The sequence below is a fragment of the Bacteroidia bacterium genome, from assembly GCA_016218155.1.
Taxonomy (GTDB): Bacteria; Bacteroidota; Bacteroidia; order Bacteroidales; family GWA2-32-17; genus GWA2-32-17.
The window spans coordinates 185,488-198,656 of record JACREQ010000105.1; the positions used below are offsets into that span (position 1 = coordinate 185,488).

At 31.5% G+C, this 13,169-nt stretch carries 15 protein-coding genes and 5 tRNA genes; all 20 read right to left on the reverse strand.

Annotated elements, in window-relative coordinates; genetic code table 11:
• Window positions 1-45: 45 nt before the first annotated feature.
• On the reverse strand, window positions 46-417 hold the full coding sequence (gene rplL / locus HY951_17235; protein MBI5541808.1) for a 50S ribosomal protein L7/L12: 372 nt from the start codon (window positions 415-417) through the stop codon (window positions 46-48).
• Window positions 418-453: 36 nt separating this feature from the next.
• Window positions 454-969, reverse strand: a complete 516-nt coding sequence (locus HY951_17240; GenBank protein ID MBI5541809.1) for a 50S ribosomal protein L10 — start codon at window positions 967-969, stop codon at window positions 454-456.
• A 19-nt stretch (window positions 970-988) separates the two neighbouring features.
• Window positions 989-1,681, reverse strand: a complete 693-nt coding sequence (locus HY951_17245; GenBank protein MBI5541810.1) for a 50S ribosomal protein L1 — start codon at window positions 1,679-1,681, stop codon at window positions 989-991.
• A gap of 13 nt (window positions 1,682-1,694) precedes the next feature.
• A complete protein-coding gene (gene rplK / locus HY951_17250) occupies window positions 1,695-2,138 on the reverse strand; it encodes a 50S ribosomal protein L11 (protein MBI5541811.1) in 444 nt (147 codons plus the stop codon).
• A gap of 18 nt (window positions 2,139-2,156) precedes the next feature.
• Window positions 2,157-2,702 carry a transcription termination/antitermination factor NusG gene (nusG, locus tag HY951_17255; protein MBI5541812.1) on the reverse strand — a complete coding sequence of 182 codons (546 nt, stop codon included), beginning with the start codon at window positions 2,700-2,702 and terminating at the stop codon, window positions 2,157-2,159.
• A 16-nt stretch (window positions 2,703-2,718) separates the two neighbouring features.
• A complete protein-coding gene (gene secE, locus HY951_17260; GenBank protein ID MBI5541813.1) occupies window positions 2,719-2,913 on the reverse strand; it encodes a preprotein translocase subunit SecE in 195 nt (64 codons plus the stop codon).
• Between the two features lie 14 nt (window positions 2,914-2,927).
• Window positions 2,928-3,000: transfer RNA gene (locus HY951_17265), tRNA-Trp, on the reverse strand.
• Window positions 3,001-3,043: 43 nt separating this feature from the next.
• Entirely contained in the window at window positions 3,044-4,231 is a 1,188-nt protein-coding gene (gene tuf, locus HY951_17270; protein ID MBI5541814.1) for an elongation factor Tu, read from the reverse strand.
• 56 nt (window positions 4,232-4,287) lie between these two features.
• Window positions 4,288-4,359: transfer RNA gene (locus tag HY951_17275), tRNA-Thr, on the reverse strand.
• A gap of 7 nt (window positions 4,360-4,366) precedes the next feature.
• Window positions 4,367-4,439 (reverse strand) — tRNA-Gly (locus HY951_17280).
• A gap of 7 nt (window positions 4,440-4,446) precedes the next feature.
• Window positions 4,447-4,529, reverse strand: a tRNA-Tyr gene (locus HY951_17285).
• Window positions 4,530-4,554: 25 nt separating this feature from the next.
• A tRNA-Thr gene (locus HY951_17290) sits at window positions 4,555-4,628 on the reverse strand.
• A 198-nt stretch (window positions 4,629-4,826) separates the two neighbouring features.
• On the reverse strand, window positions 4,827-5,126 hold the full coding sequence (raiA, locus tag HY951_17295; GenBank protein ID MBI5541815.1) for a ribosome-associated translation inhibitor RaiA: 300 nt from the start codon (window positions 5,124-5,126) through the stop codon (window positions 4,827-4,829).
• Window positions 5,127-5,151: 25 nt separating this feature from the next.
• The gene (locus tag HY951_17300; protein ID MBI5541816.1) at window positions 5,152-6,033 is read right to left on the reverse strand and encodes a tyrosine-type recombinase/integrase; all 882 of its coding nucleotides are present in this window, start codon (window positions 6,031-6,033) and stop codon (window positions 5,152-5,154) included.
• An 84-nt stretch (window positions 6,034-6,117) separates the two neighbouring features.
• A complete protein-coding gene (locus HY951_17305; GenBank protein MBI5541817.1) occupies window positions 6,118-6,312 on the reverse strand; it encodes a 30S ribosomal protein S21 in 195 nt (64 codons plus the stop codon).
• 62 nt (window positions 6,313-6,374) lie between these two features.
• Window positions 6,375-7,307, reverse strand: coding sequence for a helix-hairpin-helix domain-containing protein (locus HY951_17310; protein MBI5541818.1), 933 nt, complete (start codon window positions 7,305-7,307; stop codon window positions 6,375-6,377).
• A gap of 55 nt (window positions 7,308-7,362) precedes the next feature.
• Window positions 7,363-8,442: a class II fructose-bisphosphate aldolase gene (gene fbaA / locus HY951_17315; protein ID MBI5541819.1), complete on the reverse strand. Its 1,080-nt coding sequence runs from the start codon at window positions 8,440-8,442 to the stop codon at window positions 7,363-7,365.
• A 52-nt stretch (window positions 8,443-8,494) separates the two neighbouring features.
• A complete protein-coding gene (locus tag HY951_17320) occupies window positions 8,495-10,555 on the reverse strand; it encodes a BamA/TamA family outer membrane protein (protein ID MBI5541820.1) in 2,061 nt (686 codons plus the stop codon).
• Between the two features lie 329 nt (window positions 10,556-10,884).
• Complete coding sequence (locus HY951_17325) at window positions 10,885-12,078, reverse strand: OmpA family protein (GenBank protein ID MBI5541821.1); 1,194 nt, start codon at window positions 12,076-12,078, stop codon at window positions 10,885-10,887.
• Between the two features lie 162 nt (window positions 12,079-12,240).
• Window positions 12,241-13,068: a hypothetical protein gene (locus HY951_17330; GenBank protein MBI5541822.1), complete on the reverse strand. Its 828-nt coding sequence runs from the start codon at window positions 13,066-13,068 to the stop codon at window positions 12,241-12,243.
• Window positions 13,069-13,169 lie beyond the last annotated feature (101 nt).

Here is a 13,169-nt window from a genome sequence, read left to right on the forward strand (position 1 = left end):
AGCCTAAACGGCTTTAAACCTGTAGTTTTTGATTGAACTTCCTTTTTATTTAAGTTCAACTTCTGCGCCTGCTTCTACTAATTGAGCTTTTAATGATTCAGCTTCTTCTTTAGAGCAGCCTTCTTTTACAGCTTTTGGTGCAGCGTCAACTAAGTCTTTTGCTTCTTTAAGTCCAAGACCTGTTAATTCTTTTACCAATTTTACTATTTGTAATTTAGCACCACCTGGTGATTTTAAAATCACATCAAATGAACTTTTTTCGGCTGGAGCAGCAGCTTCAGCTGGAGCAGCAGCAACTGCAACTGCAGCAGCAGCTGGTTCGATGCCATACTCGTCTTTTAAAATTTGTGCTAACTCGTTTACTTCTTTTACTGTAAGGTTAACTAATTGTTCTGCGAAAACTTTTAAATCTGCCATTTTTCTGTTTTTATAAATTAAAAACTTGATTAATTATTATTTTTCTGAAAGAGTTTTTACGACTCCTGCTAATATGTTCTTGCCTGATTGAAGTGAAGACATAACATTGTTTAATGGTGATTGTAACATTAAAATAATATCACCAATAAGTTGTTCTTTACTCTTAATCGCAACAAGTTTATCAACCTGGTTGTCGCCAATATATACTGATTCTTCTACAAAAGCACCTTTCAATAAAGGTTTTTTATTTGTTTTGCGGAATTCTTTTATCAGTTTTGCGGGAGCGCTTGCTGTGTTTGAAAACATTACTGATGTTCCACCTTGTAAAACATCAAATAATTCGTTATATTTCCCATCAAATGACTCCATTGCTTTACGAAGCAATGTGTTTTTTACTACAACTAGTTCGATGTCTTTATCAAAACATTTACGACGTAAGCTGCTTGTATCAGAGGCATTTAAATCAGAAATATCAGCAAGATAGAAATGACTGAAGTTTTGTAAACGACCGGTCAAATCTTTAATGATTTTATCTTTATCTTCTTTTATCATGTGTTCCTTTAGATTTAGATTAATCTACTGATTTTGAATCAATCTGAATACCCGGACTCATGGTACTAGAAAGATAAATACTTTTCATGTATGTACCTTTTGCAGCAGTTGGTTTTAATTTAATAATGGTACGAATAAATTCTTTTGCATTATCAATCAACTGTTCTTCATTAAAAGATACTTTTCCAATAGAAGAATGAATTATACCATATTTATCAACTTTGAAGTCGATTTTACCCATTTTCACTTCTTTTACTGCTTTTCCAATTTCCATTGTAACAGTACCGCTTTTTGGGTTTGGCATAAGTCCACGAGGTCCAAGGACTTTTCCAAGGGCGCCTATTTTTGCCATTACTGATGGCATTGTAATAATAACATCAATATCTGTCCAACCGCCCTTAATTTTTTCGATATAATCTTCAAGACCTACATAGTCAGCACCTGCTTCAGTAGCTTCATTCACTTTATCTGGTGTACAAAGAACTAAAACACGTGTCTGTTTTCCTGTACCATGAGGAAGTGTAACGATACCACGAACCATTTGATTGGCTTTGCGTGGATCAACACCAAGTCTGATATCAAGATCAACTGAAGCATCGAATTTTGTAAAAGTCAGGGTTTTCACAAGCTTAGCTGCATCATTTAAGGTATATGACATATTTGCGTCAACCTTAGAAAGAGCAACTTTCTGGTTTTTTGTAATTTTTCCCATTGTTACTTTTTGTTTATTTCTTTAAAGGAGATTCTCCCTGAACTGTAACACCTAAACTTCTTGCTGTACCAGCTACCATTGACATAGCAGACTCGATAGTAAAGCAATTTAAATCGGGCATTTTATCCAAGGCAATAGTTTTAACCTGATCCCAAGTTATTGAACCTACTTTATTTCGGTTTGGTTCTTTTGAACCTGACTGAAGTTTTGCAGCTTCAAGTACTTGAACCGATGCAGGAGGCGTTTTAACAACAAAGTCGAATGATTTATCAGCATATACTGTAATAAGTACTGGTAAAACTTTTCCAGCTTTGTCTTGGGTTCTGGCATTAAACTGTTTGCAAAACTCCATGATATTAACTCCTTTAGATCCTAAAGCTGGACCTACTGGAGGAGATGGGTTTGCAGCACCACCTTTAATCTGTAACTTAATATAAGTTTCTACTTGTTTTGCCATAACACTTAATCAAAATTTCTATTCTTTTTCAACTTGCATGAAACTAAGTTCTAGTGGAGTTTTTCTTCCGAAAATCTTTACCATAACTTTAAGTTTCTTTTTTTCTTCGTTAACCTCTTCGATAATTCCTGTAAATCCATTAAAAGGTCCATCAATAACCTTAACGGCTTCACTAACAAGGAAGGGGCTGTTAATTTCCTCATCGCTTTCAGCTAATTCATCTACTTTTCCAAGTATCCTATTCACTTCGGAAAGCTTTAGTGGGATAGGATTGCCTTCTTTGGATGCTAGAAATCCCAACACACCAGTAACATTTTTGATAATGTGTGTAATTTCACCAGCCAAAGTAGCTTCTAATAAAATGTAACCTGGAAAGAAGCTACGTTCTTTACTAATTTTTTTACCATTTCTTATCTGGTAAACTTTTTCAGTAGGCACAAGAATTTGGGAAACAAATTCCTGAAGGTTAAAGCGATTTATTTCGGCTTCAATATACTCCTTAATCTTTTTCTCTTTGCCGCTTATAGCTCTAACTACATACCAATGTTTCACAATTTCTGCCATGCTCTTCTAAAATGTATTAATAGAACATACTATAAATTAGCCTCATGATGTTACTGAAACCGAAGTCCATTAACGAAACGATGAGCGCTATAATAAAGGAAGCAACCATTACTACTATTGCACTTGATTGAAGCTCTTTCCAAGTTGGCCATGTAACCTTCTGGGTTAGTTCCAAATAAGCTTCTTGTAAATACAACTTTATTTTGTTCATTTTAAAACTCTTTGCACGGGCGGAGAGACTCGAACTCCCAGCCTATAGTTTTGGAGACTACCACTCTACCAATTGAGCTACGCCCGTGTTTTGCCTAAAGAGCCCGTTAGGGCTCTTCATGCAATATTAATTATTCAACAATTTCTGTAACCTGACCAGCACCAACTGTTCTACCACCTTCACGAATTGCAAAACGCAATCCTTTATTAATAGCAACTGGGTAAATTAGGTCAACCTGAATAGTGATGTTATCACCTGGCATAATCATTTCTACACCTTCTGGAAGAATTACTTCACCAGTAATATCTAAAGTACGAATGTAGAACTGAGGACGATAGTGATTATGGAATGGAGTATGACGTCCACCTTCTTCTTTCTTAAGAATATAAACTTCAGCTTTAAATTTAGTATGAGGTGTAATTGATCCTGGTTTTGCCATTACCATACCTCTTTTAATTTCATTTTTGTCTACACCACGAAGTAATAAACCTACGTTATCACCAGCTTCACCTCTATCAAGAATTTTACGGAACATTTCTACTCCGGTAACAACTGTTTTTCTTTTCTCTAATGTAATACCTACGATTTCCATTTCGTCGCCTGTATTTACAACACCTAATTCAACTCTACCTGTAGCAACTGTTCCGCGACCGGTAATTGAAAATACGTCTTCAACTGGCATTAAGAATGGTTTTTCATTCTCACGAGGAGGAATTGGAATATATGAATCAACTGCATCCATTAATTCCATAATTTTTTCAACCCATTTTGGGTCTCCGTTTAATCCACCAAGAGCTGATCCACGAATAACAGGAGCGTTATCACCATCAAATTTATAGAAACTTAATAGTTCACGTACTTCCATTTCAACAAGATCAAGCATTTCAACGTCTTCAACACTGTCTACTTTATTAATAAAAACTACCATTTTTGGTACATTTACCTGACGTGCTAAAAGAACGTGTTCTCTTGTTTGAGGCATAGGACCATCTGTTGCAGCAACAACAAGGATAGCTCCATCCATCTGAGCAGCACCGGTAACCATATTCTTGATATAATCGGCGTGACCAGGACAATCTATATGTGCATAGTGACGAGTAGCTGTTTGATACTCGATATGAGCTGTATTAATAGTAATTCCTCTTTCTTTTTCTTCCGGAGCGTTATCGATAGAATCGAATGAACGGAATTCTGAAAGTCCTTTTTCGTGTAAAACTTTTGTAATAGCAGCTGTCAAAGTAGTCTTACCATGATCGATATGACCAATTGTACCTACATTCACATGCGCTTTACTCCTATCAAATTTTTCTTTTGCCATAATAATTGAAGGTTTTTGTTGAATATTTAATTGAACAATTTATTAAAAAATTTATGAGCCAATGATGGGAGTTGAACCCATGACCCCTTCCTTACCAAGGAAGTGCTCTACCACTGAGCTACATCGGCAAACCAGAGCGGGAAACGAGACTCGGACTCGCGACCCTCAGCGTGGAAGGCTGATGCTCTACCAACTGAGCTATTCCCGCTGGTTTGTGGAGAGAGGAGGATTCGAACCTCCGAAGTCGTACGACAGCAGATTTACAGTCTGCCCCAGTTGGCCACTTTGGTATCTCTCCAGGTAAAAAATGTTCTCAATAGATGAGCCGGTGGAGGGATTCGAACCCCCGACCCGCTGATTACAAATCAGCTGCTCTGGCCAACTGAGCTACACTGGCATCTCAAAGAACGTAATTTTTGTTTCTGATTTTGTTTCTAAAAATCAGACCGCAAATGTACAATAACTTTTTATTACAGCCAAACATTATTTTAATTTTTTTGTATAGTTTTTGATAGGGTAAAAAACAATGTTTTTATAATAAAAAAGCTGACATTGAAAATCAATGCCAGCTTTTTGTTTTTTAAACACTTAGCTATTATTTGCCAATTCTTTTTTCTTTGTATTTTTTTAACTGACGTTGCAAAGCTTCTACTGCAGAATCTGCTGCTTCTTCAAAAGATTTTGATTGTTTTTTTGCAAAAAGGTTATTTCCTGGCACCTCAAGTTTAATTTCTGCAATTTTATTATCCATTGTTTGAGCTTTATCTAATTTTAATGTAACATCAGCCAAAACAATATTAGAATTTTTTGAAATTAACTTATCCATTCTCTCATGAATAAATGCTTCAAGATTTTTGTCAGCATCAAAATGTAGTGTTTGAATGTTTACTTTCATAATCTGTCCTCCTATTTTTATTGATTTATGCTCGTGGATGAGCTTTTTTATAAATATTTCTGAGCTTTTCAAATGAATTATGCGTATAAACCTGAGTAGCTGCAAGATTTGCATGTCCTAACAGTTCTTTTATAGCATTTAAATCTGCACCATTATTTAATAGGTGTGTTGCAAATGTATGACGAAGAATGTGTGGACTTTTCTTATCAAGAATTGCAACAATTCCTATATAATGATTAACAATACGATATATTAGTTTCGAGTACAATTTTTTCCCCTTCTCCGAAATAAATAAATTTTGATCTGATGCACCTATCTGGGTTCTATATATAATGTATTTTTCAATATCAGTTTTTAATTGCAACCCAAAAGGAATTATTCTTTCTTTATTTCTTTTACCAAGTACCTTAATAGTGTTATTATGTAAATCCACATCACTAATTTTTAATGATATTAATTCAGATAATCTTATTCCGGTACTATAAAATAATGCTATTATTAATTTATCTCTTTCACCTTTAAATCCTTCTCCAAAATCTACTTCCTTTAATAAATCGAACATTTGTTTTTCTTCAACAAAAACAGGCAGTCTTTTTTTATTTTTTGGCGGAACTATTTTTTCGGTTGGGTTAAAGTTAACAATTTTCTCGCGAAGTAAATATTTATAAAAGCTATTTAATGCCGAAAGTTTTCGATTAACTGATCGGGCTTCGTTAGAATCTTCGATTAAACTTACAACCCATGATCTAACATGCCTGAAATTAGCATTAATTGGAGTCACATCAGAAAATGACGCACTTAAAAATGTAATAAATTGAGAAATATCGCGAAAATATGCGTTAACTGTGTGATCAGAATAGCGTTTTTCGTATTTAATATACCCTACAAATGAACCAACAACATCCATCTACCCGGAGATAAAATTTATATACTATTAAACGAAAAATATTAAAAAATAGTTTCGAATAATATAGTTACTCCGACAAGAAAATTATTTTTCTTCTGAACGGTGAAGTTTTTGAATATAAACAGCATTTAGAATCTCTTCTCTACGACGAATAGAAGGTTTTTGGAAAGCTTTTCTTGCGCGAAGTTCTTTCATAATGCCAGTTTTTTCAAATTTGCGTTTGAATTTTTTTAAAGCTCTGTCAATGTGTTCGCCTTCTTTAATTGGAATAATAATCATAAAAGGTTTTTTAATTTGAGTTGCAAAAGTACAAATAATTTCAATACAACCAAACAGAATTTTTAAAAGTCTGAATAAGATTTTATTTTATCGGCCTGATCTTGTGTAATCATTTTATTATAAACCATTTCCTGAACATTCTGTATTTTGCCTTGTATTTTTCTATATTCAATAATTTTATTTGTTACATCTTTTGGAAAATATGGATGCTTAATTAATTGTTTCCATTCTGCTTTATTCAGGTTTATTTTTTTTACTACTGACTGATCTATTAATACAAGATTCTCAATTTTAGAATACATCTCCGTTGTAAATCCGAATACTTCAAGCAATTGTTCTTTTTTAACAAAACCACCCAACAAATCCCTATACTTTACAATTCGTTTTGCATATCCCGGGCCTATTCCAGGAAGTGTACATAAAACAGTTGTATCTGCATTATTTATATCAATTGCAGTTTTTGTTTTTTGTTGAAATTTATTTTCGGGATAACTAGTTTTTTGATTGTTATAATTTGATTTATCTTTCCTAGTATTTTCAGAAAATTTATTTGTCTTCTTTTCAGGGATTTCTATAAATGGCTGTATTTTAACAAAAAGAGAATCTGTCATCCCATATATTTTTTTCACATCATCTTTATCATAAAACTTACCACCCTTACTTCTAAAGTTTACAAATGTTTTTATAAGTTTTAAAGAAAAACCTAATTTTTGCAAATCGTTTTCGGAGACAGTATTAGGATTAAAATAAAAATAATCTGCTTTAATAGTATCTGAATAACTACCAGAGATCATACTATCTGATTGCCTAATATTTGAAACAGAAATAAATTCATTTATTTCTGTTTCAAAAGAAGTATAATCAACCTTTTCTCTTTTAAAAAATAAATCGGCAATCTGTGATATAACAATTAGTACAACAATTATAAATAATAAAACTAAAATGCCGTTTCTTTCTGAACGGGTAAAAGTAAAATATTCGCGAAACTTACTCATTATAAAATAAAAAAGGTTACTTGCTTCTTCACAAATAACCTTTTAAAGAATTTATTTAATTTCTGTTATCAGCATTTAAATCTGTAAATGCCACTTTTAGTCTTTCGATAACAGCCTTTTCGCCTTCGCGTAACCATGCACGTGGGTCGTAATACTTCTTGTTTGGTTTTTCATCACCTTCCGGATTACCAATTTGTCCTTGTAAATACGCCGATTTTTTCTTGTAATATTCATTTACACCACTCCAGAAAGCCCATTGAGTATCAGTATCAATATTCATTTTTACTACTCCATAAGAAATTGCTTCACGAATTTCTTCGCGTGCAGAGCCCGAACCACCATGAAAAACAAAGTTCACTGGTTTGTCTACAGTATTAAATTTCTTTTGAATATATTCCTGAGAATTCTTTAAAATAACCGGTGATAGTTTTACATTACCTGGTTTATAAACACCATGAACATTACCAAATGATGCAGCAATAGTAAAATTATTACTAATTTTACTTAATTCTTCAAAAGCATATGCTACATCCTGAGGTTGAGTATATAATTTAGAATTATCTACCTCGGTATTATCAACTCCATCTTCTTCACCTCCTGTAACACCAAGCTCAATTTCCAGAAACATTCCGATTTTTGACATACGTGTAAGATATTTCTTACATATTTCAATATTTTCATGTAGTGTTTCTTCACTTAAATCGAGCATATGAGAAGAAAACAGTGGTTTACCATATTGTGCGAAATATTTTTCACCAGCATCAAGTAATCCATCAATCCATGGAAGTAATTTTTTTGCAGCATGATCGGTGTGAACTACTACAGGTACACCATATAATTCAGCAACATGGTGAATATGCATTGCACCTGAAATAGCACCTGCAATTGAAGCTTCTTGTTTTTCATTTGCTAAACCTTTTCCAGCATAAAACTGTGCTCCCCCGTTTGAAAATTGAACTATTATTGGGGAATTAACAACTTTAGCTGCTTCAATTACTGCATTTACAGTATCGGTACCTACCACATTTACAGCAGGAATAGCAAAATGATTTGCTTTTGCAATACGGAAAATTTCTTTTAAACTATTTCCCCAGGCTACACCCGGTTTTACTTTATCGAATATTTTTTCTGACATATTAATTTTGGATTTAATTGACCAAAATTAAAAAAATATAATCAATAAAATATCAAAATGGGTAACCTATTCCTAAATTAAAAGCATTGAATGAATAATTAGATGGCAAAGTATTCTTATGCCATTGCACCCATCTCTCTCCTACAGGTCTTGATGGATCTCTTCCTTTGATTCCCATATCGATTCTAAAAACAAAAAATGAAAAATCAAGCCTCAAGCCCATTCCATAACCAATTGCAATATCGTTATAATAATTTTTACCTGTAAATGCAGCTCCATCTCTACCTTCAGTTTTATGTAAATCCCAAATATTACCGGCATCAATAAATAAAGCACCTTCAATAACCCAAAACAGTTTAAATCGATATTCAAGATTTGCTTCCATCTTAATATCAGCAGTTTGATTTGGTATTGCAAGAGTGTCTTTATAAGAACCGGGTCCAAGACTTCTAACAGCCCATGCTCTGATACTACTTGCCCCACCACAAAAGTATCTTTTTTCGAAAGGTAACACATTCATATTTCCATATGGAATACCAATTCCAGCAAATATTCTATAAGCCATTTTTGTTCCTTTAGTTACTTTATGAAAATACCTAAAGTCAGCTTCTGCTTTAACAAATTGAGCATATTTTGTATTTAGCAATTGGTAACTACCATCAACTTTTCTAGATTTATTAATATCATTATATGCAGACAAAATATTACCTGCAGATTCTACCTGTCCCCTTATATAAACATTATCATGATGTTTACCAAAATTTGCATCATTAAACAAAAATCCATATGAGGTTGTAGTTACCATGTGGTTTGTGTAACTATTTTCTAAAAAAGTTCCATTTATTGAATTCCGAAAACGCCATGAAATGTAAGGTAGGTTTACATAATTTATTTCTATAGGATTAAAAAAGTGTTTTAAATTTTTATTTCCCTGCCAGATATATCCAAATGAGATATTTGAAATTGTTCTTGTATAATCTGGTCTTTGCTGATAATTATATGCTATAGTAATATTAGTTTTAGGATTTCTTCTTTTTATAAATTCTTCAGAAGGAAATGGCATTAAAAAAGTAGAAAAATACAATTTTGACTCACCCCCTATTTCAATTGTATTAAATGGCAAATATTCCTGAATCTGTTGGTCATTTTCTCTAATTACTGAACTTTGTCTTTCAATAGCACCCCTAATTTTAATATCAAACAATTGGGCTCCTCTAAATAAATTTCTGTTCTGATACAGCACATTACCAGCTATTCCTAAATTTCCGGAAGAGTTAGTTCCCTCGGCTTCTAATTTATATGACTGAACACTAAGCGGGGTTAATTCAATAAATGAGTTTAAATAGTTTTGACGTGTTGATTTAGCAAATTGAATATTAGTTAACCTAAATGTTTTTAGAGATGTTAAATTTCTATATGTTCTATCTACATCACGTACATCATAATACACACCTTTCGACAAGTAACAAGCTCTGATTAATACCTTTGGTTTTATCCTTACTCCATTTTGAGAAACAAAAAAATAACCATCTTTTTCAATTGTATCTAAAGTAACAAAATATTTCTCCTGTTCCTGTAATGCCAGCTTTGGATCATAGTCAGTAAAAAAATAAACTGAATCAATCAGGTACTGTTTATGATTTTCTTTAATAATACGTCCATTATCCAACTGTTTTTCTGGATTCTGTATAACAACGTTTAAATTAACATAATAATTTCCAATGGCTGTATCCACATCAAATGTTATGTACTCTTTATTAAAGAAATAATAACCGTTTGATTTCAATTTTTCAGTTATTCTTACTCTTTCGTTTTGAATTATATCAGAATCAAAATAAACACCTTTATTTAATAAGGTTGAGTTAGTATCGGGAATAACAAAGCTCTTCAATTTTTCATCATCAATTTGATAGTTTACTTTATTAATAATATATGGTTTTCCGGTTATAATTGAATATGTAACTTTTGCTTTTTTCCTCTTGACATTTATAGAATCTTTAACAAAAGAATAGTAATAACCCTTATTTCTTAGATAAGATTTTATTTGTGAGCACGATTTATTTGTTTTAACAGGATCTAAGATTACAGGTTCTTCGCCTACAATATTACCCATTTTTGTTTTCCATTTCCTTTCTTTGCCCAAATGCGCTAAGTTATAAACAGTAAGGTGAAACCTGAGAAGTAATAGAATTCTCTTGTTAGGTTTTTGTTTTATATAACTTTCAGTCTGTTCTAAATCAATATTCTTATTATCACATTTTACCTTTACCCTGTTTAATAAATACTCGTTATCAGACACAAATCTGGCGGGTCTGCAAGAAATTATTGTTAAAGCAACAATTAGAAAAATAATATACGATTTTGCAATGCGCAGAATTATTGTTTTTTGAAACAAAGATAATTTGAAATTAATTGTGAAACTAAAAGCTAATTTTAATGAATTTATTTTGATTGATTGTCTTTAACTTTTAGATTATCAGGAATAACAATCTCTTCAATCTTTACTTTGGTTTGATCTTCGTTAACAAATTTAATTTGTACTCTTCTATTATACTTACGCCCTTCCTTGCAATCAGAACCATCATTCATTTTATTTAATGCAATTGGGCTTTTTTCTCCTTTTCCATAGGAAATCATTCTTTCTGCTGATATCCCCTTTTCTTTTAGATAATTTACAGCAGATTTTGATCTTAGCCTAGATAATTTTTCATTATAAGTTTTTGATCCCTTAGAATCGGTATACCCTGTCAACTCAAGCTTCATTACTGGATTTTCCTGCATAACGCTAATCATTTTATCTAATACTTTAGTTGACTCTTCGGTAAGTTTAAAACTGTCAAAATCGAAAAATAAATTATTAACTATTAATACTTCCTGTCTTTTAATAACATTTGGATTTAATGTTACATTTAACTTTAAATCAAACAATGAATCATTCCCGGTAACAGAAAATGGTTCAACATATTGTCTGTATTCATCAGATGTTACTAAAATATTATATTTTCCAATATCTAATTGTTGTTTATATGTAAATTTTAAACTTTCAGGATTATATGTATTAAAAGTATTTATCATCGCAGAATCAACAATAGAAATTTTTAATCCTTTTGGTATTTCACTTTTATTATCTGATAAAATAAAATTACCATCAATAGTAACAAAGTACGATAATTGAGTCACTTTCTGAGAAGTGTCAATATTGTTATCCTGTGGAGCCTCCCTAAACTTTCTGAAAACACCTTTTAATCTGAAATTTGGATTATTATAACCCCTTTCATCTTTATTCTCTGTGAAATATACCTTTCCATCAACTGCAAAACTTATATCATCATCATTATATTTGGCAGTATCATTAATATTATCCATTATAAAAATGGATAGGTTGGCAAAACCCCAGTTTTTAAACTTCCATAAACAATCCCATTGACGAGCTTCTTTTTTCTTTTTTGTTTTAAAAACAATTATATCAGCATCTGATTTTTTATCTACTTTTAATAATACTATATCGGCATCAGTCGGATGAGTCATTTCAATTACAGTCTGTCCAACCGATTGCAAACTAAAAATAACAAATGATAACAATAGAAGAAAAAATCTTCTTTTTATTAATTTTAAAGAATCTATTAATACTTTCATGTTCTAAACCACTATTTACATTATGCTGTCAATTAGAATATTGCAGCATTGCTTTAAAAAAAAGCACCATAAAGATAGAGAAAATAATTAAAAAAGTATTACAAATATAATTTTTCAAAATGCCAAAAAAGATAAGAAATTGAAGCAAAATTTATCTTAAAATTAAGTCAACATATATATAAAAACCGCATTAAATGGAAAATTTGATAACATATTAATAACTTCAGAAATATGAACTCGTTTTCCGTTTTTATATACAACAATCCAGGCATCAGGAGTACCCGTTAAAACCTTTGCCTGCTTTGCTTCTGAATATTTACTAAAATTGCCAATTAAATATTTATACCAGCCATCATGCATTTCTATTAAAATATTTTCGCTTCCAGGATATCTTTTATGCAATTCTTTTTCAGGTATTTGTCTGTGGCAAGCTGCTACCTGAACTTTAAAAACAATTTCATCTGAAGTTGAAATTTGAGCATAATTAACATTCTCACTTTTTGTGCTATCAAGAACAATAGAATCATTTTTTAAGTTAAGTATACTATCATTATTTGCACTTGCTAATACTTTTGATGATTCAATATACATCGAGTCGGTCATATAGGATTTTCTTATCAATCCTTCAATTTTAAAATTTAAATCTTTATATCCTCTTTCCTCAATATTATTTGTAAAAAAAACATTAGCCTGTATTCTGTATTTTGTATCTTCATCCATATAAAGGGAAGTATCTTTATCATCGGTATAAATAAAAATTGACAAATCAGAGAAACCCCATTTCTTAAATAACCACATACAATCCCATTGTTTACTTTCACTTGTTTTTGTAGTTTTATAAATAACAATATCAGCATCAGCTTTTTTATCAACTAACAATAAAATAATATTCGCATCAGCAGGATCAGTTACTTCTATAACAGACTGACCTATGACACTATAACATATTGATACAAACAAATAAATAAAGCATAAAAGCCCTTTACTCATGCAAAAAAGTGAAAATAAAAATGAATATTAATAATCAACTTATTTAAATACCTTTCTAATAAATTGATATAAAAATAAAAAAATAAATTATAATCAAAACG